Here is a 26,072-nt window from a genome sequence, read left to right on the forward strand (position 1 = left end):
GCGATCAACCCTCCAGGCAGCTGCGCAGCTTGGCCAGGCCGCGCCGCACCCAGCTCTTGACCGTGCCCAGTGGCGCGCCCAGCGCGCTCGCCAGCTCGGGATGCGTATAGCCCTCGTAGTAGGCCAGCATCACGCTCTTGCGCTCCGGTTCCAGCAGGCCCTTCATGCAGCGCTCCAACTGCCCGAAGCCCTCGCTTTCCACCGCGCGGGCCTCCGGGTTCTCGGTGTCGTCGGCGACATCCAGGGTGATGGTCGCGCCGTCCTCGTCCTCGCCCAGATCCAGACTGTCCTCCGGTCGCTGGGCGCGCAGCATGTCGAGCGCGCGGTGACGGGCGATGGTGTACAGCCAAGTGGCGGGCGAACCCTTGTCGGGGGAATAGGACTCGGATTTGCGCCAGACCTTCAGCAGACAGTCCTGCAACGCCTCTTCAGCCCAATCCCGACGTTTGAGCATACGCAGCAGCAGGGCGAACAGATGCGAGCTGCTGGCTTGATAGAGGTCGCTGAAGGCGCGCGCGTCACCGCCGGCGGTGGCCAGGATCAGGGCTTCGAGTCGGGCGGCGTCTTGCATTGGCCGAGCATGGTATCGGAAGCCGGCGGGGCCGGGTCAGGGCGCAAGGGTTGCCGGAGCAGTTCCGCGAGCCCGGCCGGCCGTTCCGGCCCGGAGTCCAGGCCGATCCGCAGGGTCGCCTCGCCGCCCAGGGGCGCGGCCTGGTAGCTGCCGAACAGGCGGTCCCACCAGGGCGAGAAGAAGCCGAAATTGCGGTCCTGCTCCTGGCGCCGCTGCGAGTGGTGGATGCGGTGCATGCCCGGGGTCACCAGCAGTCGTCGCAGCCGCCGCTCTGCCTTTCCGGAGAGCCTGAGATTGGCATGACTGAACAGGGCGCCGAGGTTGAGTGCCAGCACGAAGGCCAGCACCGCCGCCAGCGGCGCGCCCAGCAGCACCGTCACCGCCGCCTTGTAGAGCGCCGACACCAGCGCCTCGGCGGGGTGGAAGCGCAGGCCGCTGGTGACGTCCAGCGCCGGATCGGCGTGATGCACCCGGTGCAGGCGCCAGAGCAGCGGCCAGTGATGCATGGCGCGGTGCTGGGCGTAGACCGCAGCGTCCATGGCCAGGAAGGCCAGCGGCAACGCCAGCCAGTCCGGCAACGCCAGCCAGTGCAGCAGGCCGAGCCGGTGACGGGCCGCCCAGTGCGCGGCAAACAGCGCCGACAACGCCGGCAGCAGGGCCAGCAGCCCGGCGTTCAGGCTGGCCAGCCCGAGATTGGGCCACCAGCGCCCGCGTGGCAGTGCGCGGAACGGCCAGCGGCGTTCGGCCAGCAGCAACAGGCCCAGGCAGAGCAGGGCAGCCAGCAGGCGCGGTAGGGCGGCATCGATCATCGGCTGACGCTACTCGCGGCCGCGTCCGGCCGCCAGCACCCGCGAGGCAAGCGCAGCTAGACCAGACCCATCGCCGGATCGCTGATCGAGTGCCGGCCGGTTTCCACCCGGCCCGCGAAGCGACGCAGGAAGCCGTTGTCGGCGCTGACCGTGAAGTCGTACCAGCCGCCCACCGCCTTCAGCACCCAATGCCGCTCGGCGCTGGTGCCGGCCGGGACTTCGACCGTCTCCGGTTCGGCGCTGAAGTAGGCGTTGGCCGCCAAGCGGTAGCTGACCGTCGCCGCGCCCGGATTGTGCAGCTTCACGTAGACATCGCCGTTGGCGCTGTCGTAGCAGACGTCGATCTCCGGCGCGCCGCCGGTCGGCAGGTTCAAGGTGCTGCCCTGGAAGTGACGGTGGAAGCCGTTCGGCCCCAGCACCCAGAGGTCGTAGCTGCCGAGCGCCAGCCAGCTGCCGGTCAGCGATTTTCCGGCTTCCACCGCGTAGCGGCGCGGCGTCGCCAGCAGATTGGTCCGGTCGTAGACATGGAACACCGCGCCCTGGCTGCCGGTGTTGTCGAAGCGCAGCTCGACCGTGCCAGTGCTGACGCGGGCCGTTACGAACAGTTCGTAGGGCAGGGCGCGCGAGGGCCGCGCACCCGGCTCCTGCACCGGCGGCGTGCTGGCCTCGTTGCTGATCTGGGCGAGCTGCTCCTGCGCCGCGCGCAGGGCATCGGCCTCGGCCTTGCCGATCTCCGGCAGCGGCGGGAAGGGCTCGTTGTTGGGATTGGCGAAGTTGAAGGCGCTGGTGAGGTCGCCGCAGATGGCGCGGCGGTAGGCGCTGATGTTGGGCTCCATCACGCCGAAGCGCTGCTCCAGAAACTGGATCACCGAGGTGTGATCGAACACCTGCGAGCAAACCCAGCCGCCACGGCTCCAGGGCGATACCACGTAGCAGGGCACGCGGATGCCGGGGCCGTAGACCCAGTTGGCGTCGTAGAGATAGCCGATGCCGCGACGCTCGCTGCTGTCGTCCATCGTCGAACCGCCAATCGGCTGACCGTCGAGGCCGATGGAGGGCGCGCAGGGCGGCGGTACATGGTCGAACATGCCGTCGTTCTCGTCGAAATTGACGATCAGCACGGTCTTGCTCCACACCGCCGGATCTGCGGTGAGCGCTTCGAGCACCTGCTGGATGTAGTGGCCGCCCTGCACCGGGCTCGATGGGCCGGTGTGTTCGGAATAGGCCGCCGGCGCGACCACCCAGGAAACCTGCGGCAGCTTGCCGGCAAGTACCTCGGCGCGCAGCGAGGCCAGCAGGTCGGGGCTGTCCGGCCCGCCGTCCGGCATCGTGTTCGAGCAGCCCTTGAGCAGCGGATATTGCGTGTCCAGCGCCGGGTCGTAGGCCGGGAAATACGTGCTGCCGTCCGGGTTGCTGCGCGAGCCGTCGGCATTGTTGCCGGCCGCCTCGTTCTGCAGGCGGTAGTTGACGAAGCCGTGCAGGGAGTTGTCGGTGAAGTTGTCGGGCAGGAACTGGTAGACCTTCCAGCTCACCCCGGCTTCCTGCAGGCGCTCGGGGTAGGTGGTCCAGCCATAGCCTTCGCTGGATGGCCCCAGCGCGTCGTACTGGTTGCTGGTCACCGGCCCGCCGTGTTCGCCGGCCGGATCGTTCATGCCGGTCCACAGGAACAAGCGGTTGGGGTTGGTGCTGGTCAGCATCGCGCAGTGGTAGTGGTCGCAGAGCGTGAAGGCATTGGCCAGGGCGAACTGGAACGGCAGCTCGGCCTCCTGGTAATAGCTCATCGACTGCGCTTCCTTGATCGCCGGCCACAGGCCGGTACGCCCGTCGTTCCAGGCGAAGTGGCCGTCCTCCCAGCCGTGCGGCGTGCCGCTGACGCGCTGGGCGTTGCCCTTGCTGGAGTCGAGGTAGTAGGGCAGCACTTCCTTGAGCTGGCTGTCGCGCTGATACCAGACCGGCTTGCCGCCTGCGAGCGGGATCGGAAAGCGATCACCAAAGCCACGCACGCCCTTCAGGGTGCCGAAGTAGTGGTCGAAGCTGCGGTTTTCCTGCATCAGGATCACCACGTGCTCAACATCCTGGATCGTGCCGCTGCGGTTGTTGGCGGGGATCGCCAGGGCCTTCTGGATCGACAGCGGCAGGGTGGCCCCCGCCGCCGCCACGCCGGCCAGGCGCAGGAACTGACGCCGGTCGAGTTCACTCATGACGGGCTCCCGGTCGTGCTCGCGCAGTCGCCGGCCTGGGCCAGCGTGGTGGCGGCGTCGGCGACGCCGGGCGCGCAGCGCATCTTCGGCGGCAGCGGCTGGTCGGGATCGGTGGGCGGATTGCCCGGTGCTTCGCCGAGGCTGGGGGGCTGGCTTTCGCCGCAGGCGGCGAGCAGGGCGGCCAGGCTCAGCAGGCCGGCGCGCAGGGTGGTTCGGTTCATCGGCGGGATCGTGGCGGGTGAGCTTCGAGCCGGCGAATGCTAGTGAGCACAAGCGACAGGCCGATGACGCGGCGGCAGGGTCGGTCCGGCTTAGGTGCGGCTGGCACCTATAATTGCGCGCCGCTGACTGGCGGCGCCCTGTTTTGAGGAGTTTCCCGCCGTGAGTCTGGGCCGCTTTCCCGCCACCCGCCTGCGCCGTACCCGGCAGGCCGAGTTCATCCGCAGCCTGGTGCGCGAGACGCAGCTCGCCCCGGAACATCTGATCCAGCCGCTGTTCGTCGCCGAAGGCGAGCTGATCGGGCCGATTGCCTCGATGCCCGGCATCCGCCGCCTGAGCCTCGATGAACTGGTGACCGAATGCCGCGAGCTGTACGCGCTGGGCATCCGTCTGGTGGCGCTGTTCCCGGTGATTCCGGCGGCGCTGAAGACCGACGACGGCCGCGAGGCACTCAATGCCGACGGCCTGGTGCCGCGCGCGGTGAAGGCGATCAAGCAGGCGGTGCCGGAGCTGGGGGTGATGTGCGATGTCGCGCTCGACCCCTACACCACCCACGGTCACGACGGCCTGCTCGACGAGCGCGGCAATGTCGACAACGACGCCACCAGCGGCATCCTGCGCCGCATGGCCCTGGTCTATGCCCGTGCCGGCTGCGACGTGATCGCGCCCAGCGACATGATGGATGGCCGCATCGGCGACATCCGCCAGGTGCTGGAGCGAGACGGCCACAAGAACACCCTGATCCTCAGCTACGCCGCCAAGTACGCCAGTGCCTTCTACGGCCCGTTCCGCGACGCGGTGGGCTCCAGCGGCGCGCTCAAGGGCGACAAGCGCAACTACCAGATGGACCCCGCCAACAGCGACGAGGCGATCCGCGAAGTCGCCTTCGATCTGGAAGAAGGCGCCGACCTGGTGATGGTCAAGCCGGGCCTGCCCTACCTCGACATCGTGCGGCGGGTGAAGGACGAGTTCCGGGTGCCGACCGCCGCCTACCAGGTGAGCGGCGAGTACGCGATGCTGAAGGCCGCCATCGCCAACGGCTGGCTGGACGAGAAGAAGGCGCTGATGGAGGCGCTGCTCTGCTTCCGCCGCGCCGGTGCCGATCTGGTACTCAGCTACTACGCCAAGCAGGCGGCGGTCTGGCTGGGGGAAAAGGCATGAGCGAACTCGACCGCTACGCCGTCATCGGCCACCCCGTCGCCCACTCGAAGTCGCCCTTCATCCACGCCGCCTTCGCGCGCCAGACCGGCCAGAAGCTCAGCTACGACGCTGTGGAAGTGCTGCCGGAGCTGCTCGCCGACGTGCTGGCGCAGTTGCACGCCGAGCCCTATCAGGGCCTCAACGTCACCCTGCCGCACAAACTGGCGGTGGCGGCGCTGTGCGAATCGGTGAGCGAGCGTGCGAAGCTCGCCGGCGCGGTCAACACCCTGGTGCGGACCGCCAGCGGCTGGGCCGGCGACAACACCGACGGCGTCGGCTTCATCCGCGATCTGACGGTGAACCTTGGTGTGGCGCTCGCCGGCAAGCGCGTGCTGCTGCTCGGCGCCGGCGGCGCCGCGCGCGGGCTGATCGCGCCGATCCTGGCCGAACGGCCGGCCGAGCTGGCAGTGTCCAACCGCAATCCCTGGAAGCCGGAGGAGCTGGCCGAGCAGTTCAAGGCCTTGGGCCCGATCGTGCCGCGCACGCATCTGTCGCTGAAGGGCGACCGCTACGATCTGGTCATCAATGCCACCAGCGCCGGCCATGCCGGCACGCTGCCGCGCCTGCCGGGGCAGATCGTCGCCGAGGGCGGCGTTTGCTACGACCTCTCTTACGGCACTGCCGCCGAGCCTTTCTGCGCCTGGGCGCGGGCGCAGGGTGCGGTGCTCAGCGCCGATGGTCTGGGCATGCTGGTCGAGCAGGCTGCCGCCGCCTTCGAGATCTGGCGCGGCGTCAGGCCCGAGACTGCGCCGGTGCTGGCGGCCCTGCGCACGCCCGAGCCTTGCGGCAGCGGCGCCAGCCACCGCCATCCGCATCCGCGTACTACCGCGCAGGACTGAGTCGAAGATCGTCGGCCTGCGCGGTGCGGCTCAGTAGCTGAAGCGAATCCGCACCACGTCCTCGCCGCTGTGGCGGTCGATCAGGCGCAGCTGGTCGAGACGGACCTGGAGCATGGTCTGGCTGCCGGAATAGCAGTGCCGGCTCTGGGTCGCCTGCACCTCGTTGCCGTCCATGCGCTCGATGCCGCTCAGCGCCGCCAGCCGTACCTGGGTCTCGAGCCGGCCGGCCAGCGCTTTCGCCTGCTCCAGGCTGGTTTCGAAGCTCAGTTCCGAAACCGCGGGCTGAAAGCTCCAACTGGGGGTGCTGCCTGGAAGGCGGTACTGGTCGTCGACGAAATAGCGGGCGCCGCGTGGCGTTTCCACGAACAGGCCATAGCCGCTGCGCTGCGAATACTGCCGGCAGGCGCGGCCATCGGCGGCGGTTTCTCCCCGGGCTGGTCGGCTGAGGTCGGTGGTCCAGTAGTTCCAGGGTGCGTCGGCCAGCATCGAGCCGTAGCTCAGCGAATTGCTGGTGGAAAACTCCAGCCACAAGCGGCCGTCCTGGTAGCGGAGCGGCCATAGCCCCTGGCCGGCGCCGATCCGATCCATGCCCTTGGGCGGGGCCGGTATCCGCAATTCCTGGCCGGCCTGGCGGGCCAGCAGGGCCTGCCTGCGGACGGCCTGCGACTCCGGATCAAAGGGATCGCCACCCAGCTGTGCCAGCGCCTTCTGCAAGCCGATGGCGTAGGCATCGAGGTTGCTGGGCGGCGCGGCTTCGGTGGCCGGCGCCAAGACCAGCCCCAGCGCGAGCGCCAGGCCGAGCCGCTGCGGCGTCCGGCGCATCAGTCCGCCAGCGGCAGGTGATGCACCTCGGCGCCGACGGTGTTGCGGCTGGCCAGGGCGATCATCGCTGCCGCGACCGCTTCCACGGTCACGGCGCGATACCGTTCGCGCGGGCCGGTGAGCAGGGGATTGAGCAGCGGCGCCAGTTGCATCGCCAGCCATTCCGCCGGGCGCAGATCGTCCCGGTGGGCGATCAGCAGCGAGGGCCGGAGGATGTGCAGGGTTTCAAAACCGACTTCGCGCAGCGCCTGCTCGGTGCGCGCCTTGACCCGCGAGTAGAACGAGGGTGAGCGCAGCGAGGCGCCGACCGCCGACACCACCAGGAACTTCTGCGCGCCCTGGGCCTTGGCGGCGCGGGCGACGGCCAGCACCAGGTGATAGTCGACACGCTCGAAGGCGGCCTTGCTGCCAGCTTGCTTCTGGGTGGTGCCCAGACAGCAATAGACCTCGTCGGCGGCCAGGGAGCTGCCCAGGCCGGCCAGGCTTTCGCCGTCGAAGCGCAGTTCCTCCAGCTTGGGATGCTGGAGTCCGAGCGGACGGCGGCTTAGCGCTTTGACCCGCGCATAGCGGGGATTGGCCAGCAGCTGGGCCAGCAGGGCTTGGCCGACCGCGCCGGTCGGACCGGCTACGAGGGCGGTGAGTGCGGTGTCGCGCGGCATGATTGCGGCGTCATTTCTAATGTGGGGCCGAGTTTAGCCGAGCAAATCGCGTGCCGCGTTACGATGCCGGCTCACCCACAAAACGATCTGAACGAGGCTCGAAGCGGCATGAGTATCTGGAAGTGGCAGACCACCCCCGAGCAGATGCAGCAGATGGCGACCAATTCGATGAGCGGACACATCGGGCTCAAGGTCACTGAAATCGGCCCGGACTACGTACGCGGCACCATGCCGGTGGACCAGCGCACCAAGCAGCCCTACGGACGCCTGCACGGCGGCGCCAACGTGGTGCTGGCCGAAGAGTTGGGCAGCTTCGGCGCCAACATGTGCCTGGACCCGAACGAGGCCTTCGCGGTCGGCCTGGAGATCAACGCCAACCATCTGCGCGGCGTTACCAGCGGCACGGTGACCGGCACGGCGCGGCCGGTGCACCTTGGCCGCAGCACCCAGGTCTGGGAGATCCGCATCGAGACCGAGGCCGGGGAACTGGCCTGCATCTCGCGTTTGACCGTCGCGGTGGTGAGCAAGACCAAGGTCTAGGCCCGGCCGGCTCGCAGCAGGCAGAGTTTTTGCGGGTCGCCGGCTTCCGGTTTGTATGTCGCCGCAAGGCGTTCTACTCTCGGACCACACAAGGGTGGCGGTCGTCATCGACTTGGACGGCCGATTTCGCAATCAGTGCCAGGCAGCGCCGGACGTGCTGCCATCAGCAGGGAGACATGAATGTCGCAGAAGCTCGTCGTCGCGCTTTTTTCCCTCGTGCTCAGTGCCAGCGCCGCCGCAGCGGCGGTGCAGAGCAGCCCCTCCAACCGCCTGATCGGCATCGACCTGGCCCGCTCCGCCGAAGTGCTGAGTCCGCAGGCGATCGGGCGCAAGCTGGCAGAGCCAATCAGTTCCGGGCGTTACCGCGCCAGCATCAAGCTGCCGGCCAAGGGTTTGCCCTCGCTTGGCGGCTACCGTTCGCAACGTGATGCCCAGCAGGGCGCGACCACCTTCCTCTGGGCCGAGCCCGGCCGCGCCGGCGCGACGCTGGCGCCGCTGAAGTCGGAACTGATGGCGAAGTCGGCGGCTCTGGAATACCTCGGCCGTCAGGCGAGCCAGCTCAATCTCGGCAAGCGCGATCTCGACAACGCGCAACTGCTCGATCTGCAGGACAGCGGCAAGGGCCCGATCATCGCCCGCTACCAGCAGCGCCTGCAGGGCGTGCCGGTGTTCGGCAAGCAGGTCAATGTGCTGATGGACCGGGGCATGAAGCTGGTCGCGACCTCCGGCAACTTCGCCGCCGTCGATGCCACGAGTGCGAGCAAGCTTTCCGCCAAGGGCTTCCGCCTGCAGCCGGAACAGGCGCTGGCCATCGCCTTCGCCGACTTCAGCGGCGAGCCGGCGTCGGCGCTGAGTCTGGCGCGCAAGGGCAGCAAGGGGGACTACAGCCTCTATACCGCTGGCCCCTCCTACGGCGAGATTCGCCCCTCCGGCGAGCTGCGTACCCGCAAGTTCTGGTACCCGATGGAAGGCAAGCTGGTGCCGGCCTACTACGCCGAGGTGCAGGCCCGCAGCGTCGATCTGGCCGATGAGTACGCCTACGGCTATCTGATCTCCGCCGACGACGGCCGGGTGCTGTTCCGCAAGAGCCTGATCGAATACGAGGCCTACAGCTATCGCGTCTACGCAGATGCCTCCGGCATCTTCCAGCCGTTTGACGGCCCGCTAGGCAATGATTTCGCACCGTTCGTGGGCACGCCGGGCAACGGCACGCGCGCGCGGGTACCGGTGCCGGCCAATCTGGTCACTCTGGACCACGGTCCGATTTCCACCAACGACCCCTGGCTGCCGGCCGGAGCGACCGAGACCCGCGGCAACAATGTCGATGCCTACCTCGACCTGTTCGGCACCGCGCTGGCCGACGGCACGGTGACCTCGGGGCAGGGTTTTGACGAAGGCACCACCGACCAGCGCGCCAGCGTCAGCGGCGCCAACAGCTTCGACTACCCCTACGCGCCGGATACCGACCCGACCACCGCCAGCCAGCGGCAGTTCGCGGTGGTGGATCTGTTCTACCTCAACAACTGGCTGCACGACTGGTGGTACGACTCCGGCTTCGACGAGGCGGCCGGCAACGCCCAGGCCAGCAATTACGGCCGTGGCGGCGTGGAGGGCGATGTGCTGCTTGCTGAAGCTCAGGACTTTAGCGGCCGCAACAACGCCAACATGAGCACGCCGCCGGACGGCGGCAGCCCGCGCATGCAGCAGTACCTGTTCGATGGCACGGCGGGCGCGCTGACGCTGTCGCCGACCGGAGGCTCGCCGTACTCGGTGGGCGTCAACACCGCTTCGTTTGGCCCGACGACCTTCGATGTCACCGCCGAGGTGGTCGCCAGCGACCCGCTGAACGGCTGCGCCGCCTTCAACAATGCCGCCGCCGTCGCCGGCAAGATCGTGCTGGTCAATCGCGGTACCTGCACGTTCAAGACCAAGACCCTCAACGCCCAGAACGCCGGCGCGGTCGGCGTGATCCTGGCCAACAACCAGCCGGGCGTCGCGCCGGGGCTCGCCGACGATCCCACCATCGCCACCCCGATCACCATCGGCACCCTGTCGGTGTCGGTGACCGATGGCCAGACCATCCGCACCAACATTGGTACGACGACCGTGACCGGTCATCTGCTCCGCGAGGCGGCCGCCGATGTCGACAGCGCCGTGGACGCGCAGATCGTCGCCCACGAGTGGTTCCACTACACCAGCAACCGTCTGATCGGCAACGCGCTGGGCCTGTCCGGCCAGCAGGGCCGTGGCATGGGCGAGGGCTGGAGCGACTTCAGCGGCATGCTGCTGACGGTGCGTCCGGAAGACCGCTCGGTGGCCGGCAACGACAGCTACCAGGGCGCCTATCCGCAGTCGATCTACTCCACTGGCGATGCCTACTTCGGTATCCGTCGCGCGCCCTACTCGACCGACTTCGCGATCTTCCCGCTCACCTTCCAGCACATTGAGGACGGTGTGCCGCTGCCGACCACTGCACCGATTGCCTTCGGTGCCAACGGCGCCAGCAATTCGGAAGTGCACAACATCGGCGAGATCTGGGCCAACGTCCTGTGGGAGGCCTATGCCAGCCTGCTCAACGTACCGGGCCGCAGCTTCCTCGACGCCCAGAGCCGGATGAAGGCCTATGTCATCGCCGGCCTCAAGATGACGCCCAACATGCCCACCCTGCTGGAAGCGCGCGATGCCCTGCTGGCGGCGGTGTACGCCAGCGATACCGACGACTTCACGCTGTTCGCCGAAGCCTTCGCCAAGCGCGGCATGGGCGTGGGCGCGGTGGCGCCGGACCGCAATGACAGCAGCAACAGCGGTGTGGTGGAAAGCTACGTCGCCGAGGCCGGCAGCTTCGAGGTGGTCGATGCCGCGCTGGACTTTGGCTACTTCAACGGGGCCGAAGGCTATCTCGACAACGATGGCGAACTGGATCCGGGCGAGACCGCGCTGCTGACGCTGAAGATCCGCAGCAACGGCACTAAGAACCTCACCACGCCAGTGGTCGCGAATCTGAGCTCGGACGGCGATGTGAGTTTCGGTAACGGTGGCAGCATCAGCTTCCCGGCTTCCGAGGCGGCACCGATTGGTTACGGCGACGTCGCTACCGGCACCATCACCGTCAAGCTCAACTCGGCGACCACCACCGCCCAGGTACTGACGCTCACCATCGACTTCCCGCAGGTCGGCGACACCGCCGACGAAGTGCTGGAAGCCGGTTCCGAGCAGATCCAGATCGTCGTCAACTACGACCTGGCAGCGGCCCAGCGCGCCAGCGACGACATCGAGCAGCCGCTCGCCGCCGTGAAGGACTGGGGCTCCGAGTTGATCGGCAGCGGCCAAGGGTGGACCGTGGTTGACGGTGAGCCCTCGCCGTTCCTGTTCGGCACCGGCTTGCTGTGGTTCACCCCCAACAACGGCAGCTTCGCCGATGTGCGCCTGACCACCCCGCCTCTGGTGGTGGGCGCTAGCGACTTCTCGATCAGCTTCGAGCACTACTTCCAGTTCGAGTTCGCCGGCTTCGACGGGTCTACGCCGGTCGGCTACGACGGCGGCATCATCGAGATCAGCGACGACAACGGCGCCACCTGGACCGATGTGGCCGATGCCGGCGGCAGCTTCACCACCAGCAATGGCTACAACGGCTACTTCATCGCCCTGGGGCCGGACGGCACCCCGACTCCGGACGACAGCGGTGCCCATATCGGCTTCGTCGGCGACAACTTCGGTGCCAATGGCGGCTTCCTGGAGCCGGTGACGCTCAGCTTCGGTACCGCCTACGCCGGCAAGACCGTGCAGCTGCGCTTCCGTCAGGTGAGCGACAGCGGCGTCGGTGACTTCGGTTGGGCGGTGGACAATGTCAGCTTCACCGGCATCACCAACCTGCCGTTCAGCAATGTCGTGGCGGAAGACGGGGTGGTTGAGAACCGTGCGCCGGTGGCCAACGCCGGCACCGATGGCCTGATCCTCCTGGGCGCGGCGGCGACTCTCAACGGCACCGCCTCCAGCGATCCGGACGGCGATGCGCTGACCTACGCCTGGACGCAGACCTCCGGTCCGGCGGCCAGCACGGTGGTCAATGCCAATCAGGCGACCGCGACGGTGACGCCGACGGTGGCCGGGACCTATGTGTACACGCTGACCGTCACCGACATCCGCGCCGTCACGAGCACCGACACGGTGACCGTGGTGGTGAACCGTCCGCCGGTGGCCAATGCTGGTGCCGATGGCCTGATCCTACTGGGTGCGACGGCGACGCTGGATGGCGCGGCTTCGAGTGATCCGGATGGCGATGCACTGAGCTATGCCTGGACGCAGACCTCTGGTCCGGCGACCAGCGCTATCACCAATGCCGATCAGGCCATCGCGACGGTGAGTCCGATCGCGGCGGGTAGCTATGTGTACACGCTGACCGTGACCGATAGTCGCGCCGTGAGCAGCACCGACACGGTGACTGTGGTGGTCAACCGTGCGCCGGTGGCTAATGCCGGTGCCGACGGTGAGGTGCCGTTGGGCGCGGCGGCGACGCTGGATGGCGCAGCTTCGAGTGATCCGGATGGCGACGCGCTGACCTACGCCTGGACACAGGCTTCCGGTCCGGTGGCCGTTACGGTGGTCAACGCCGATCAGGCGAGCGCGACGGTAACGCCGGTGGTGGCGGGTACCTACGTGTACAGCCTGACCGTAACCGATAGCCACGGCGTGACCAGCACCGACACGGTGACCCTGGTGGTCGTCCTTCCCCCGGTAGCCAATGCCGGAGCCGATGGCGTGATCCTGCTGGGCGCGGCGGCGACGCTGGATGGCACGGCTTCGAGCGATCCGAACGGCGGGGCGTTGACCTACGCCTGGACGCAGACCTCCGGTCCGGTGGCCGTTACGGTGGTCAATGCCGATCAGGCGACCGCGACGGTGACGCCGACGGTAGCGGGTAGCTATGTGTACACGCTGACCGTGACCGATAGTCGCGCCGTGACCAGCACCGACACGGTGACTGTGGTGGTCAACCGCGCGCCGGTGGCCAATGCCGGCCCGGATCGTTCGGTGTTCGCTGGTAGCAGCCGCAGCACCCTGGATGGCAGTGCCTCCAGTGATCCGGACGGCAACAGCCTGAGCTATGCCTGGGTGCAGACCAGCGGCCCCACCACGGCGATCAGCAATGCCAGTGGCGAGCAGGCGGTGGTCGAGCCTTCGGCGGTCGGCGTCTACGTGTTCCAGTTGACCGTCACCGACAGTCTGGGCGCTGTCAGCACCGACTCGGTGAGCGTGCTGGTCAAGCCGGTGGAAATCTCCTCCAGCGGCGGCGGTGCCCTGGGTCTGTGGCTGCTGCTGCCGGCGCTGGGTGCGGGCTTGCTGCGCCGTCGCCGCCCAGTCTGAGGCCCCGGCGGTAAGTTCCGGTCCCGGAGCGGCGCAGGCCGCTCCGGGATTTTTTGTTGGTCCCTCCGTTGCCGGGAGTTCGCCATGACCCAGTCCGCTACGCGCGCGGCCCCCTACTTCCTGCTGGCGCTGTCACTCGGCGCCTGCGCCGCCGCCGAGCCACCGCCGACAGCCATGCCGCCATCGGCTGCTCCTGAGTCGGCTGTGCCGTCCGGCGACTACGACATCCGCCTGGAGCGCGGCGCCTGCTTCGGGCGCTGTCCGCAGTACCGGCTGCGCCTGGTTGCGGGCCGCGCCGAGTTCAGCGGCGAGCGCCATGTCGCGGTGCTGGAGTCGGTGCAGGGGCCAGTGGATCCAGCCGCGCTCGCGCGACTGCTGGAACAGTTACGCGCGCCCGCCCTCGCGCGGCTCAAGGATGTCTACCGTCCTGGTCAGCCCGGCTGCGGGACGGTGGCGACCGACATGCCTAGCAGCCGCATCGACTGGACGCTGGACGGGCAGTCGCGCCGGCTGACGCTGTACCACGGCTGCCAGGCGGCGCCTGCCGAACTACGCGCTCTGCCGGACGCCATCGACGAGGCTGGTAATAGTCGGCGCTGGATCCGCGAGGGTTTGGATCGCTAGGTGCTGAGGTTCGATACGTTATTCATGGGGATGCGGCTGATGGGAGGGCGGAAGCCGATTGCTGAGTGTTGTCGGTGGTGATTGTAGAAGTGGTTCCATCGTGCAAGCTGGTCGGTGCGTTCGCTGGAGTGGTTATAGGCATGGGCATAGGCCCATTCTCGCCGCGCCGTCTGTGCGACCCGTACGGCTTTGCCATTGGTTCTGGGCGTTTGGGTCTGGTGAAGACATGGCGGATGCCCCGATCAGTCAGCGCATCGTGGAAGGGCATGGAGCGATGGGGGCGTTGTCTGCAATCAGGCGCTGAATCGAAATGCCCTGTTCGGAAAACAGGCCAAGGCCCGCCGTCGGAAGCCTGTCGTCGTGCCTTTCTGATCGTCGCGGAGCACCTCCGGGTAGGCCAGTCGCCTGTGGCCGTCGATGGTCGGATGCAGCTCTTCTCGGCTCCAGGGTGGAGGCGATCACTTTTATTGTCGGTGATGCAGATGCCTGGATCTTCTCGATCCGTTCCAGTTTCTGGGTATGCAGATGCAGCATGGCCTCTCGCAGCGCACCACTAGCGGGGCCTCGATGAGAGGCCACCACCCGGATCGTCTGGCGCTCTGATTGGCGTTCCAATACCCACGCTGATGCTTTAGGCGGCTCGACGGGCTTCACCCACCGCCAGAAGCCGGGCTTTCTACTTCGCCGCCGTCCGCTCAGAGATGCCCGTTTCCGATGCTGCCGCTGTAAGTCGAAACCGAGTAATGCGATCCACCAACCGCATTCTCCCACGCCACGTCGCTCGGGCATGCTCGACGACTGTTCATCCGGCTCTCTGCTTGAAGCGCCGAGCTCTCTCCAAGACCAGCTTCCCATCCACATGGCCATATGGGCCGCCACCGCTCCCACGGGTCGAGGCGGTAGGGGAGCGCCCTCCTGCGGGCGAGGGGAGGTGGTGGTTCCGAAGGCGACCCGTAACCGTATTCGGCTGCGGCTATCATCGCCGCGTCATCCCTCCGCTTGAGGATCACCCATGTCATTCGCCGCACCCCTGCTGGCCCCGGTCGTCGCCCTGGTGGCCTGGACGCACTTCATGTGGCTGTGGATGTACGCCACCCGCATCCCGGCGATCCAGCGCGAGCAGTTGATGCTGGACCCGGGCATCCCGCCGCGCGAGCTGATGAACCGGCTGCCGCCCGGGGTGCGCTGGAAGGCCGACAACTACAACCACCTGTTCGAGGCGCCGACGCTGTTCTACGCGATCTGCCTGACGCTGGCGGTGCTCGACGACAGCAGCTACTGGAGCCAGTTGCTGGCCTGGGCCTATGTCGGCCTGCGGGTGGTGCACAGCATCTGGCAGTCGCTGTTCAATGTGATCGAGGTGCGCTTCACGCTGTTTCTGCTCTCCTCGCTAGTGCTGATCGCCTTCACCGCGCGGGCGGCGATGCAGGTGTTTTGACGCTGCGGGCGCGCGGAACCCCTCCGTCGCCTACGGCGCCACCTCCCCTGCGCGCAGGGGAGGCATTTGCTGCTGCCTCCCCTATGCAATAGGGGAGGTGGCGCGCAGCGCCGGAGGGGTAGTCGCTCTCGTCTTTCTGACGTAGGCGCACCGGCAAGGCAAAACGGCACACTCGCGGCTCGGTAACGAGAGCCCGCATGTCCACACCGCCGCAAGTCGCACCCGCTTATGTCCCCGCCCACGGCTTGCTGAAAGGCCGCTCGGTGCTGATCACCGCCGCCGCCGGTGGCGGCATCGGCTTCGCCGCTGCCAAGCGCTGTCTGGAAGAGGGCGCGCGCGCGTTGATGCTCTCCGACATCCACCCGCGCCGCACCGCCGAGGCGGCCGAGGCGCTGGCGAAGGAGTTTCCGGACGCGCAGGTATTCGGCCAGGTCGGCAATGTCGCGGTCGAGGCCGATGTGCAGGCCCTGATCGAGGCCGCCGAGGACAAGCTGGGCGGCGTTGATGTGCTCATCAACAACGCAGGCTTGGGCGGCAGCAAGCGGGTTGTCGACATGAGCGACGAGGAGTGGCAGAAGGTGCTGGACGTGACCCTCACCGGCACCTTCCGCATGACCCGCGCCATGCTCAAGAAGATGCAGCCGCGTGGTCGTGGCGCCATCGTCAACAACGCCTCGGTGCTCGGCTGGCGCGCGCAGAAGGAGCAGGCGCATTACGCCGCCGCCAAGGCCGGGGTGATGGCGCTGACCCGCTGCTCGGCACTGGAAGCCGCCGACTACGGCGTGCGCATCAACGCGGTATCGCCGTCCATCGTCTTCCACGACCACCTGCGCAAGTCGGCGCCGGAGTCACTGCTCAAGGAGCTGGCCGCGCGCGAAGCCTTCGGCCGTGGCGCCGAGGCCTGGGAGATCGCCAACATCATGGTGTTCCTGGCCTCCGACTATTCGTCTTATCTGGTCGGCGAAACCATTTCTGCGTCGAGTCAGCGCGCCTAGTTAGAGGCTCCCCCTCTCCCCTTGTGGGAGAGGGGCAGGGGAGAGGGGTGCGTTGCCGAAGGCAACGTAAAGAGTTCAAAGCTAAAAGCCCCCCTCTCCCCTAACCCCTCCCCCACGAGGGGGGAGGGGAACCGAATAGTGGAGTTTGCAATGCCCAAGATTTTTCAATCCGCCGAACAACTCACCGCCGCCATCGGTCAGCCGCTGGGCGAAACCGAGTGGCTGACCGTCACCCAGGAGCGCGTCAACCTGTTCGCCGACGCCACCGACGATCACCAGTGGATTCATGTCGATGCGGTCAAGGCCAAGGATGGCCCCTTCGGCGCGCCCATCGCCCACGGCTATCTCACCCTGTCGCTGGCGGCGCGCTTCCTGCCGCAGTTGATCGAGGTGCAGATGAAGATGGGCGTCAACTACGGTTGCGACAAGGTGCGCTTTCCGGCGCCGGTGAAGGTCGGTCAGCGCATCCGCGGCAAGGGCGAGATCGTCGCGGTCGAGCAGACCAAGGACGGCGGCGTGCAGTCGACGCTGCGCCTGACGGTGGAGATCGAGGGTGGCGCTAAGCCGGCCTGCATCGCCGACACCATCAGCCGCTACTACTTTTGAGGCGCGGCGATTTTCAGACCCGCCGCCTAGCAGCGGCTGAAAATCGCCGTCTCAGCCCATAGGGCGGCTGCAGGCCGCCTGTGCGTAGCAGCGGCTGAAATTCACCGACTCGCCGTCATTGCCGCGGTTTCGGGTGACGGAATTTCGAGAACGCATTCTCGAAGTTCGGCGCTACTACTTTTGAACGAGGCTTGCCCAGGCCTGGCCGCCTAGGCTCGTTGTCATTCCCGTTTCCCCGGAGCGCTGCATGAACGAAGCCGTCATTGTCTCGGTTGCCCGTACCGCCATCGGCAAGGCCTTTCGCGGGGCCTTCAACGACACCGAGGCGCCGGTGCTGGGTGGCGAGGTGGTGAAGGCAGTCGTGCAGCGCGCCGGCATCAGCCCGGCCGAGGTCGATGACGTGCTGATCGGCTGCGCGGCGCAGCAGGGCACCCAGGCCTACAACCTTGGTCGCCTCTGTGCCTACACCGGCGGCCTGCCGGACACGGTGCCGGGCATGACCCTGGACCGTCAGTGCTCGTCGGGCCTGCAGACCATCGCCATCGCCGCCAAGAACATCATGGCCGGCGAGCAGAACATCGTCGTCGCCGGTGGCCTGGAGTCGATCTCGCTGGTGCAGAACAAGCACAAGAACAGCTACCGCTTCGTTTCCGAAGCCGTGCTCAAGGCGCAGCCGGCCGCTTACATCCAGATGATCGAGACCGCCGAGCTGGTCGCCCAGCGCTACGGCATCTCGCGTCAGCAGCAGGACGAATACTCGCTGCAATCGCAGCAGCGCACCGCCGCCGCCCAGGCCGCTGGCAAGTTCAGCGACGAGCTGATCAGTTTCGAGACCGTCAAGCAGCTCTACGACAAGGAAGGCAACCCCACCGAGAAGCAAGCGGTGACCCTGGCCAAGGACGAGGGCAACCGCGCCGATACCACGCTGGAAAGCCTGAGCGCGCTCAAGCCGGTGTGGAAGGACGGTAAGTTCGTGCCCCAGGGCGCGCACATCACCGCCGGCAATGCCTCGCAGCTTTCCGACGGCGCCGCCGCCACCCTGCTGATGAGCAAGGCCGAGGCCGCCAAGCGTGGCTTGAAGCCGCTCGGCATCTATCGCGGCTTTGCGGTGGCCGGCTGCAAGCCCGACGAGATGGGCATCGGCCCGGTCTACGCGGTGCCCAAGCTGCTGGCGCAGGCCGGGCTCAAGGTCTCCGACATCGGGCTGTGGGAACTCAACGAGGCCTTCGCGGTGCAGGTGATCTACTGCCGCGACCAGCTCGGCATTCCCGCCGACCGCCTCAACGTCAACGGCGGCGCCATCGCCATCGGCCATCCCTTCGGCATGTCCGGCGCGCGCATGGTCATGCATGCCCTGATCGAAGGCCGTCGGCGCGGCGTGAAGTACGTGGTGGTGACCATGTGCATCGGCGGCGGCATGGGCGCGGCAGGGCTGTTCGAGGTGACGGCGTAAAGCCAATGCGCCCGCTCCCGGTCGCGGTCGTGGATCGCGCGCTGGCGGGCCGCCGCAGCCCATTGCAAACTCAGGGCAAACGCCCCTCTGGAAGCAGGGGAGACAAGGAGCCGCAGGATGCACAAGCTCCATATTTGAACAGGGCCTGGCAATGACCGGGCCGGGCAGCAGAGGAGATACAGCATGGCAAGCACCGCCCCGGGCTCCGGCCCGGGCATAACGCCAGCCCGCGCGGTCAGCGCCTGGCCGTCCTACCTGGTTTCGCTGATCGTCCTGCTGGCGGCGGTCTACGCCTTCTCGCCGCGTCCGATGCCGCCGTTCCCCGCTACCGAGGTGCGGCCGGACGGTTTGCAGATCAACGCCCTGCTGAAAGCGGACGGCAAGCTGCTGGCGGCGGGCGAGCAGGGGCGCATCCTGATCGCCGACAGCGAGAAAGGTCCCTGGACCGAAGCCAAGGTCGAACCGCAGCGCGGCAGCGCGCTCACCCAGATGGCGGCAGTCGGTGCCAAGACCCTGATCGCGGTCGGCCACGACGGCTGGATCCTGCGCAGCGAGAACGGCGGCCAGAGCTGGCAGGAAGCCAGCTTCGACTCCGAAAGCTCCGACCCGCTGCTGGGTATCGCCGGCCCCTATGCCGGCAAGCTCTATGCGTTCGGCGCCTTCGGCAAGCTGCTGGTCTCCAGCGACGACGGCAAGACCTGGCGGCAGCAGCCGCTGGTGGAGAACGCCAGCGCCGCCAGCGCGACGGCCGGCAACGCCGCCGAGGAAGATCCCTACGCCGATCCCTTCGCCAACATCAGCACCGGCGGCGGCATCGCCGACGGCCACATCAATGCCATGACCCGCGCCGCCGACGGGGCGCTGGTGATGGTCGGCGAGCGCGGCATGATCGCCCGCTCCACCGACGAGGGCGCGAGCTGGACGGCGGTGCCGCAGGTCTACACCGGCTCCTTCTACGGCCTGCTGGCGCTGCCGCCGAAAGGCCTGCTGGCCTACGGTATGCGCGGCAATGTCTTCCGCAGCGAAGACAGCGGCAAGACCTGGGTGAAGGTCGAGACACCACTGGCGCTGTCGCTGTTCGGCGCCACCAGCACCCTGCGCCGGGAGATCATCCTGGTTGGTGAGAACGCGGTGGTGATGGTGTCGAAGGACGGCGGCAAGAGCTTCAAGCTCGGCTCGCTGGGCGAGCAGCAGCGGCTCGCCGCCGCCTTGCCGCTCGACAGTGGCGACCTGCTCACCGCCGGCGAGCTGGGTCTCGCCCTGCGCAACCCCTACCGTGGTACCGGAGCGCAGCCATGAGGCGCATGGAGAACTTCGTCAAGGCCTGCTCCGCACTGCTGCTGGGCTGGCGCAAGCCGCTGTCGGTGCTGTTCACCGCCGTCACCCTGTTCTTCGGCTGGAGCGCCACCCACATCAAGCTCGACCCGGGCTTCCTGAAGCTGATCCCCATCGAGCATCCGTACATGCGGACGATGATGGAGTACATGAAGGATTTCTCCGGCGCCAACACCCTGCTGGTGAATCTGCGCTGGAAGGGCGAGGGCGACATCTACAATCCGGAATTCATGGATGCGATGCGCAAGGCCACCGACGAGGTGTTCTTCATCCCCGGCATCAACCGCACCGCCGTCGCCTCCATCTACACGCCCAATACCTATTACATCGAGATCACCGAAGACGGCTTCAAGGGCGAGCCGGTGGTGCCGGCGAAGTTCTCCGGCCAGCCGGAGGAACTCGACCGGGTGCGTCACAACGTCAAGCTCTCCGGCCAGATCGGTCTGCTGGTCGCCAACGACGGCAAGGCGGCGCTGATCCGCGCCAATCTGCAGGACTACGACCCCAGCAAGCCGCAGGAAGAGCAGCGCGTCGACTACTGGGAGGTGCAGAACCGCCTGGAGGAAATCCGTGGCCGCTTCGAAAACCCCAAGAAGTACGTCTACAAGCTCAAGGAAGACCACCCGCCGCTGAAGGCTGGCGAGGTGGTGTCCGAAGGCTATGTCGATCACGGCATCGCACTGTTCATGCAGACCTTCAAGGCGCTGCGCCCGGCCGAGGGGCAGGACGCGCCGCAGGTGATCCCGGTGAAGGGCAGCGAGGTCAGCGTCGAGACCGTCGACAACCCCGAGTACAACGCCAAGATCGAAGTCAACATCATCGGCTTCGCGCGTCTGCTCGGCGATGTCATCAAGGGCCTGCTCGGGGTATTCGCCTTCTTCGGCCTGGCCTTTCTCATCACCATGGCGCTGCTGTACTTCTACTCGCGTTCGGTGCGGCTGACGGTGGTCGCCCTGGTGGTGGCGCTGCTGCCGGTGCTCTGGCTGATCGGCACCCTGCCGCTGATCGGCTTCGGCGTCGATCCGATGTCGATCCTGGTGCCGTTCCTGATCTTCTCCATCGGCGTCTCCCACGCCGTGCAGATGACCAGCGCCTGGCGCCACGAGGTGGTCGCCGGCGCGGATTCGCTGCAGGCCGCCGATAGCGCCTTCCGCAAGCTGTTCATCCCGGGCGCGGTGGCGCTGCTGACCAATGCCCTGGGCTTCGCGGTGATCATGTTCATCGACATCCCTATCGTCCATGAGCTGGGCATCACCGCCTGCATCGGCGTGCTGCTGATGATCGTCACCAACAAGATGATCCTGCCGATCATCCTCAGCCACGTCAGCCTGGAAGAGTCCTGCAAGCAGCACCACCGTCAGCGCGCGCAGAACTGCAACGACAACCGCTTCAGCGAGCGCTGCTGGAAGTGGATCGGCCGCTGCGCCGAGCCGCGCACCGCGCTGGTGATGTTCGGCATCGGCCTGTCGGTGCTGGCGGTGGCCACCGTGCTGTCGCGCGACATGGTGATCGGCGACCTCGGTCGCGGCGTGCCCGAGCTGCGCCCGGACTCGCGCTACAACCGCGACAACGACGTGATCGGCAGCAACTACAACATCGGCACCGACCTGTTGACGGTGATCGCCGAGGCCAAGGACTTCGAGGGCGACTCCTGCCTGCACTACGAGGTGGTCGGCCTGATCGACCGCTTCGAGCTGTACCTGCGCGGCGTTGACGGCGTGCGCTCGGTGACCAGCGTCGCTGGCATCGGCAAGCTGGTGATCTCCGCCTTCAACGAGGGCAACCCGCGCTGGCGCGCGCTGCCGCGCACCCAGACCGGGCTGTCCACCGGCTCCAAGGCCTTCGATCCCAACCTGGGCTTGAACAACGAGGGCTGCAAGGCCATCCAGGTGATGATCTTCACCAACAACCACGACGGCACCACCATTGCCCACGTGGTGGCCGAGATCAAAAAGTTTATCGAGGCCAATCCGACCCCGGGCGTGAACCTGCGTCTCGCCACCGGCAACGTCGGCGTGATGGCCGCCACCAACGAGGCGGTGGCGGAAGCCGAGGAAACCATGCTGCTCGCCATCTTCGGCGCGCTGACCCTGCTCTGTCTCATCACCTTCCGCTCGCTCAAGGCCACGCTCTGCGTGCTGGTGCCGCTGGCGCTGGTGTCGATCTGCTGCAACGCGCTGATGGCGATGCTGGGCATCGGCCTGAAGGTGGCGACGCTGCCGGTGGTGGCGCTCGGCGTCGGCGTCGGTGTCGACTACGGCATTTATCTCTTCGAGCAGATCCAGCACGAGATGCGCGAGCATCGTTCCAGCTTCCGCGAGGCTTTCGAGGCGGCGATGCGCCAGCGCGGCAGCGCGGCAGTGTTCACCGCCATCACCATGGCGATTGGCGTGGGTACCTGGACGCTGTCGGCGCTCAAGCTACAGGCCGACATGGGCCTGCTGCTGGCCTTCATGTTCGTGGTCAACATGCTCGGCGCGATCTGCCTGCTGCCGGCGCTCGGTGCCTGGTTCTTCGGCAACGAGGGCAAGAAGGCCTAGCCATGGCGACGCGCCGCCGGCCGCCTCCCGCCAAAGCTGCAGACGGCGGCGGCACTGGTGGACAATTTGTGCGGCCGCGCGCGGCCTCCCTGGATGCTGACGGCGCGCAACTGGCCCGGCTGCGGCGTGCCTGCTTGGCGCTGCCGCAGGTCAACGAGCGGCTCGGGCACGGGGCGCCCTGCTTCTACGCCGACAAGAAGATCTTCGCGATGTACAGCGACAACCACCATGGCGACGGCCGACTCGCAGCCTGGCTGAAGGCGCCGCCCGGTGCGCAGGCGATGCTGCTGGAAACCTCGCCGGAGGCGATCTTCCGTCCGCCCTATGTCGGCGCCTACGGATGGATCGGCCTGCACCTGCATGGCTGCGACGACGCGGCGCTTGCACACCTGGTCGCCAGTGCCTACCGCGCGGCCGCGAGCAAGAAGCTGATGGCCCTGCTGGACGGCTAGCCGGCGCCGTCCTGCGGTGGCGATGCGCCGCCTGCCAGGCGGTTCAGCAGGACATTCGTCGGCCCAGCGCTGCCGTTCAGTCGGACTCTGGTCAACGCTGGTGAGCCGGCCTCGCCGCCGCGCGCGCGGCGGGCGACTGAATCCCTTGGAGTTTTTCGGGCGTCTCGGTTCAGGTCGCGTCGGCGAGGCCTGAGGTCATCGTCTGCACGGAGTAGGAGTGGCGCCCGCCGCGCTGCCGATGATCGCCTCAGCCGGACATCCAACAAAGTCCGGGAGGAGAAATAACAATGAAGTCCGGCAACACGGTCGGCGGTCGGCGTGCATGGCGCCCCGCACACAAGCTGCTCGCGGCGGCGCCCCTGCTCTGGCTGCCACTGGCGCAGGCGGGCTCGGTCAATCTGAGCCCCGGCCTGTCGCTCGACTACCTGGCCAACCTCACCTACAGCGCCGCCTGGCGGTTGCAAGACCCTGATCCGGCGCTGACCGCCGACGTCAACGCCGATGACGGCAATCGCAACTTCGCCGGTGGCGCGATGATCAACAACCGCCTGGCGCTGCTCGGCGAGCTGAATCTGAAGCAGGGCCGGCAGGGCGTGTTTGTTCGCGGCAGCGCCTTCTACGACCAGGTCTACCGCGACAGCAACGACAACGACTCGCCGAGCACCGTCAACAAGAGCGGCGACAACACCGCCTTCAGCTCCGAGGCGCGGCGCTATCTCGGCATGCGCGCGCGGCTGCTCGACGCCTATGTCTACAGCAGCTTCGACTTAGGCTCGACCGCGCTCGATCTGCGCGTCGGCGATCAGGTGGTGAGCTGGGGCGAGAGCCTGTTCTTCCCCAATGCCAGCGGCGCGCAGTCGCCGGCCGACGCCACCAAGTCGAACGTGCCGGGCACCGAGGTGAAGGAGATCCTGCTGCCGGTCGGGCAGGTCTACGCCCAGTGGGGCCTGACGCCGCGCTGGAGCGTTGCCGGCTACTGGCAGTGGCAGTGGAAGGGCACCGAGCTGAATCCGCCCGGCGCCTACTTCAGCGGCAGCGACGTGGTGGGGCCGGGTGCCAGCGTGTTGCTGGTGCCGTCGCTGGCGCCGCTCGGTCGCGACCGGGTGCCGCGCGGTGCCGACCTCGCGCCGGACGACGACGGCCAGTGGGGCATTTCCAGCAAGTTCCAGTTTGGCGACGCCAGCGAGGCCGGTCTCTACTACCTGCGCTACAGCGACAAGAATCCGGTCGGCGCCACCCTCGATGGCACGCTGCTGGAGGTGGCGCCCGGGGTGTTCGTGCCGGTGCCGACCGCCTATCACGTCACCTACGCCGACGACATTCAGATGTTCGGCGCCAGCGCCTCTACGCAGTTGTTCGAGACGGCCTTTACCGCCGAACTGAGCTACCGGCAGGACGCGGGCGTCGCCATCAACGCTCCCAGCTCCACGCCGGGACGCGGCGACGCGGTGCAGGCCAACCTGGGCTTCACCCGCCTGCTGCTGCCGACCTCGCTCTGGGACACCCTGACCCTGGTCGGCGAGGCCTCCTGGGTGGAGCTGACCGAGGTGCAGGCGCTCACCGTCGGCGGCACCCGCTACGACCAGCCCAGCAATGGCGACAGCGCCGGTGCCTACCAGTTGCTGGCGCAGTTCGGCTACCAGCAGGTGCTGCCGGGCTGGGATCTGACCGTCTCGCTGGTGCACGCCAACGCCTTCAAGGGCAAGTCGCCCATCGCCGGCGCGCTGGGCAGCCTCACCGGCTCCGCCGACAAGCGCTACAGCCTGGGTTTTGGCTTCAAGTACCTGCAAAACCTGGAGCTGCAACTGGCCTACAACGGCTATCACGGCACCCCAGACCCGATCAATCGCTCGCTGGCCGACCGCAGCAACCTCGCCTTCAGCGCCAAGTACAGCTTCTGAGCCGCCCACCGGCGACTTGGTGATTTCCTGTTTAGGAGAATCCACATGCTTCGAATCCGTTCTGGCTCCCGCACGCTGCTGGCGAGCCTGCTGTGCCTCGGTCTGCTGCCTGCCGCGCAGGCGGCGGTGAGTGCCGAGGAAGCGGCGCAACTCGGCAAGACCCTGACCCCCACCGGTGCCGAGATCGCCGGCAATGCCGATGGCAGCATCCCGGCCTGGACCGGCCAGTGGCTGGGCGCGCCGCCGCAGGTGAAGTACGACGGCAAGCGCAACCCCGATCCCTATCCCGGCGAAAAGCCGCTGTTCACCATCACCGCCCAGAACCTCGCCACCTACAAGGACCGCTTGAGCGAGGGACAGAAGGCGCTGTTCGCCAAGTACCCCGGCAGCTATCGGATGACGGTCTACCCGACCCATCGCGACTTCCGCTACGGCGACCAGCTCAACGACAACGTCCGCCTCAACGCCACCAGCGCCAAGCTTTCCAACGACGGCCTGACGCTCAAGGGCGCCTATGGCGGGCCGGCCTTCCCTATCCCCAAGACCGGTATCGAGGTGGTGTTCAACATCATGACCACGCCCTCGGCCTGGATGTACGAGGCGCCCAATGTCGGTGCCTACGTGCAGCCGGGCGGCAGCGTCGGCTGGTCGCGCACCACGCTGGCCGCCTACAACCGCTACCAGAAGGGCGACGACCGCGCGCACTGGGACGACGGCGTCTACTCGCAGAGCATCAGTGTGCAGAAGGCGCCGCCGCGCGATGCCGGCAAGATCTCCTACACCGTCAACACCTTCGACTTCGTCGGCGCGCCGCGCCAGGCCTGGCAGTACGACCCCGGCTCGCGGCGTCTGCGCAAGTCGCCGGATGTCGGCTTTGACTACCCCATGCCCACCGGTCCACGGGTGGTGGACGAGCAGAACGGCTTCAACGGCTCGCCGGAACGCTTCGACTGGCAGTTGATCGGCCGGCGCGAAATCTACGTGCCCTTCCACACCAACCGGCTGGAAGACCCGGCCACCCGCTATGCCGATGTCATCAGCACCCGGGGTCACCCCAACCCCGACCTGATCCGCTGGGAGCTGCGGCGGGTCTGGGTGGTGGAGGGCACGCTGAAGAAGAGCACCCGCCACGTCTACGGCAAGCGCCGCTTCTATGTGGAGGAGGACACCTGGCAGGCGCTGCTGGCCGACAACTACGACACCCGTGGCCAGCTCTGGCGCGCGGTCACCAACTGCGCGGCCTACGCCTACGACGGCAAGTTCTACTACCTCAACGCCAGCTTCTATCAAGACTTGCAGTCCGGCGCCTACAGCGCCGAGAACATCACCAGCGAGGAGCCGACCTCGGCGCAGTTCAACCGCCGCGAACCAGGCGCCAACGAGTTCACGTTGGATGGGGTGCGTCGCGGCGGCAATTGAGGCGGCAAGCTGTTTGAGCGACGCCCGGTCTCGGCCGGGCGTCGCTATTCCGCAGGGCTGGTGAGTCTCACCCATTTGAGGCAGG

Annotated in this window: 20 protein-coding genes and 1 pseudogene; 14 read left to right on the plus strand and 7 right to left on the minus strand. The window is 67.4% G+C overall.

Going from position 1 to position 26,072, the window contains the following annotated elements:
• Positions 1-4: 4 nt before the first annotated feature.
• The 4 genes from ED208_RS14635 to ED208_RS14650 are packed head-to-tail and all read right to left on the minus strand — an operon-like array spanning position 5 to position 3,802.
• The gene (locus ED208_RS14635) at positions 5-571 is read right to left on the minus strand and encodes a sigma-70 family RNA polymerase sigma factor (RefSeq protein ID WP_123212667.1); all 567 of its coding nucleotides are present in this window, start codon (positions 569-571) and stop codon (positions 5-7) included.
• Positions 541-1,380, minus strand: coding sequence for a sterol desaturase family protein (locus ED208_RS14640; RefSeq protein ID WP_123212668.1), 840 nt, complete (start codon positions 1,378-1,380; stop codon positions 541-543). The genes ED208_RS14635 and ED208_RS14640 overlap by 31 nt, the downstream gene beginning before the upstream one ends.
• A 56-nt stretch (positions 1,381-1,436) precedes the next feature.
• Positions 1,437-3,581 (minus strand): phosphocholine-specific phospholipase C, encoded by a 2,145-nt coding sequence (locus ED208_RS14645; RefSeq protein WP_123212669.1) that lies wholly within the window; start codon positions 3,579-3,581, stop codon positions 1,437-1,439.
• Entirely contained in the window at positions 3,578-3,802 is a 225-nt protein-coding gene (locus ED208_RS14650; RefSeq protein WP_123212670.1) for a hypothetical protein, read from the minus strand. The genes ED208_RS14645 and ED208_RS14650 overlap by 4 nt, the downstream gene beginning before the upstream one ends.
• Positions 3,803-3,962: 160 nt before the next feature.
• Between ED208_RS14650 and hemB the strand changes: the two genes are divergently transcribed.
• Positions 3,963-4,961, plus strand: coding sequence for a porphobilinogen synthase (hemB, locus tag ED208_RS14655; protein WP_123212671.1), 999 nt, complete (start codon positions 3,963-3,965; stop codon positions 4,959-4,961).
• The gene (gene aroE, locus ED208_RS14660; protein ID WP_123212672.1) at positions 4,958-5,839 is read left to right on the plus strand and encodes a shikimate dehydrogenase; all 882 of its coding nucleotides are present in this window, start codon (positions 4,958-4,960) and stop codon (positions 5,837-5,839) included. The genes hemB and aroE overlap by 4 nt, the downstream gene beginning before the upstream one ends.
• A 30-nt stretch (positions 5,840-5,869) precedes the next feature.
• On the opposite strand, the gene ED208_RS14665 is transcribed toward aroE, so the two are convergent.
• Together ED208_RS14665 and ED208_RS14670 are read right to left on the minus strand one after the other, a co-directional pair.
• Positions 5,870-6,661, minus strand: a complete 792-nt coding sequence (locus ED208_RS14665) for a hypothetical protein (protein ID WP_123212673.1) — start codon at positions 6,659-6,661, stop codon at positions 5,870-5,872.
• Entirely contained in the window at positions 6,661-7,320 is a 660-nt protein-coding gene (locus ED208_RS14670) for an NAD(P)H-binding protein (protein WP_123212674.1), read from the minus strand. Before ED208_RS14670 ends, ED208_RS14665 begins: the two co-directional genes overlap by 1 nt.
• 108 nt (positions 7,321-7,428) lie before the next feature.
• On the opposite strand from ED208_RS14670, the gene ED208_RS14675 reads away from it, so the two are divergent.
• From ED208_RS14675 to ED208_RS14685, 3 genes are all read left to right on the plus strand, one after another.
• Positions 7,429-7,860, plus strand: a complete 432-nt coding sequence (locus ED208_RS14675; protein ID WP_123212675.1) for a hotdog fold thioesterase — start codon at positions 7,429-7,431, stop codon at positions 7,858-7,860.
• Between the two features lie 180 nt (positions 7,861-8,040).
• Complete coding sequence (locus ED208_RS14680) at positions 8,041-13,224, plus strand: PKD domain-containing protein (RefSeq protein ID WP_123212676.1); 5,184 nt, start codon at positions 8,041-8,043, stop codon at positions 13,222-13,224.
• Positions 13,225-13,308: 84 nt separating this feature from the next.
• A complete protein-coding gene (locus ED208_RS14685; RefSeq protein WP_123212677.1) occupies positions 13,309-13,848 on the plus strand; it encodes a DUF6438 domain-containing protein in 540 nt (179 codons plus the stop codon).
• Here the strand turns inward: ED208_RS14685 and ED208_RS17830 are convergent.
• Positions 13,845-14,054, minus strand: a pseudogene (locus ED208_RS17830) (integrase core domain-containing protein); the annotation flags it as partial. The gene ED208_RS14685 and the pseudogene ED208_RS17830 overlap by 4 nt on opposite strands.
• 806 nt (positions 14,055-14,860) lie before the next feature.
• Between ED208_RS17830 and ED208_RS14695 the strand changes: the two are divergent.
• From ED208_RS14695 to ED208_RS14735, 9 genes are all read left to right on the plus strand, one after another.
• A complete protein-coding gene (locus ED208_RS14695) occupies positions 14,861-15,286 on the plus strand; it encodes an MAPEG family protein (RefSeq protein ID WP_123212678.1) in 426 nt (141 codons plus the stop codon).
• 197 nt (positions 15,287-15,483) lie between these two features.
• Entirely contained in the window at positions 15,484-16,281 is a 798-nt protein-coding gene (locus ED208_RS14700) for an SDR family oxidoreductase (protein ID WP_123212679.1), read from the plus strand.
• A gap of 150 nt (positions 16,282-16,431) precedes the next feature.
• Positions 16,432-16,887 carry a MaoC family dehydratase gene (locus tag ED208_RS14705; protein WP_123212680.1) on the plus strand — a complete coding sequence of 152 codons (456 nt, stop codon included), beginning with the start codon at positions 16,432-16,434 and terminating at the stop codon, positions 16,885-16,887.
• 247 nt (positions 16,888-17,134) lie between these two features.
• Complete coding sequence (locus ED208_RS14710) at positions 17,135-18,340, plus strand: acetyl-CoA C-acyltransferase (protein ID WP_123212681.1); 1,206 nt, start codon at positions 17,135-17,137, stop codon at positions 18,338-18,340.
• Between the two features lie 183 nt (positions 18,341-18,523).
• The gene (locus ED208_RS14715) at positions 18,524-19,639 is read left to right on the plus strand and encodes a beta propeller repeat protein (protein ID WP_123212682.1); all 1,116 of its coding nucleotides are present in this window, start codon (positions 18,524-18,526) and stop codon (positions 19,637-19,639) included.
• On the plus strand, positions 19,636-22,215 hold the full coding sequence (locus tag ED208_RS14720; protein ID WP_233575086.1) for an efflux RND transporter permease subunit: 2,580 nt from the start codon (positions 19,636-19,638) through the stop codon (positions 22,213-22,215). Before ED208_RS14715 ends, ED208_RS14720 begins: the two co-directional genes overlap by 4 nt.
• A 68-nt stretch (positions 22,216-22,283) precedes the next feature.
• Entirely contained in the window at positions 22,284-22,667 is a 384-nt protein-coding gene (locus ED208_RS14725) for an MmcQ/YjbR family DNA-binding protein (RefSeq protein ID WP_199720635.1), read from the plus strand.
• Positions 22,668-22,954: 287 nt separating this feature from the next.
• Entirely contained in the window at positions 22,955-24,568 is a 1,614-nt protein-coding gene (locus tag ED208_RS14730; protein WP_123212685.1) for a DUF1302 domain-containing protein, read from the plus strand.
• A 45-nt stretch (positions 24,569-24,613) separates the two neighbouring features.
• Positions 24,614-25,987, plus strand: coding sequence for a DUF1329 domain-containing protein (locus ED208_RS14735; RefSeq protein WP_123212686.1), 1,374 nt, complete (start codon positions 24,614-24,616; stop codon positions 25,985-25,987).
• The last annotated feature ends 85 nt before the right edge of the window (positions 25,988-26,072 follow it).

Source organism: Stagnimonas aquatica (genome assembly GCF_003730135.1).
Taxonomy (GTDB): domain Bacteria; phylum Pseudomonadota; class Gammaproteobacteria; order Nevskiales; family Nevskiaceae; genus Stagnimonas; species Stagnimonas aquatica.